We start from the raw sequence: 504 nt of genomic DNA on the forward strand, positions 1-504 counted from the left end.
ATCCACCTCATCCCAGCAACCGAGCGTAATCAGCAGTTTGCGCATACGGTCGCGATGCTGCAGCACTTCCTTCTGCAGTTGCCCGCGATCGCGTATCAGGTGCCGTGACGCTTCGTCCTGCGGCGATGGCATGTGAACCACATGCATGCGGTCGCGCTCGCCACGCAGCCACGCGCGCAGATTGATCACCAGCTTGATGGCATCAAGCCGGTCGGTCTTCACGCGCCGCTTGTGGCGCTCGACCGGAATGCTGGCCGGATCGACAACGTAGCAGTCGATGTGTCGGGCTTGTAGCGCGCGACAGATCCAGAATGCGTCCTGCCCGGCCTCATAGATCACGACAATCCGTACGTCTGCGGGCAATAACCACTTTTGCTTGTGCGCCTCGATCAGGTCCAGCACCGCCTGCAGGCGCGCCGCAGCCTGCGGTTGTCCGACCGTGTGCACGGCTGGCTTTTCGCGTCGCCCGTCGTGCAGCGCCACCTTCCATTTGGCCGTCGCCAG

The 504-nt window shown here is 62.9% G+C and carries 1 protein-coding gene; it reads right to left on the reverse strand.

Annotated features, from left to right (window positions below; genetic code table 11):
• Positions 1–504, reverse strand: a 504-nt coding sequence (locus VSR34_RS38350) for a transposase (RefSeq protein ID WP_342965227.1), incomplete at both ends; no start/stop codon positions are given.

It is taken from the genome of Paraburkholderia sp. JHI2823 (assembly GCF_038900695.1).
Lineage (GTDB): Bacteria > Pseudomonadota > Gammaproteobacteria > Burkholderiales > Burkholderiaceae > Paraburkholderia > Paraburkholderia mimosarum.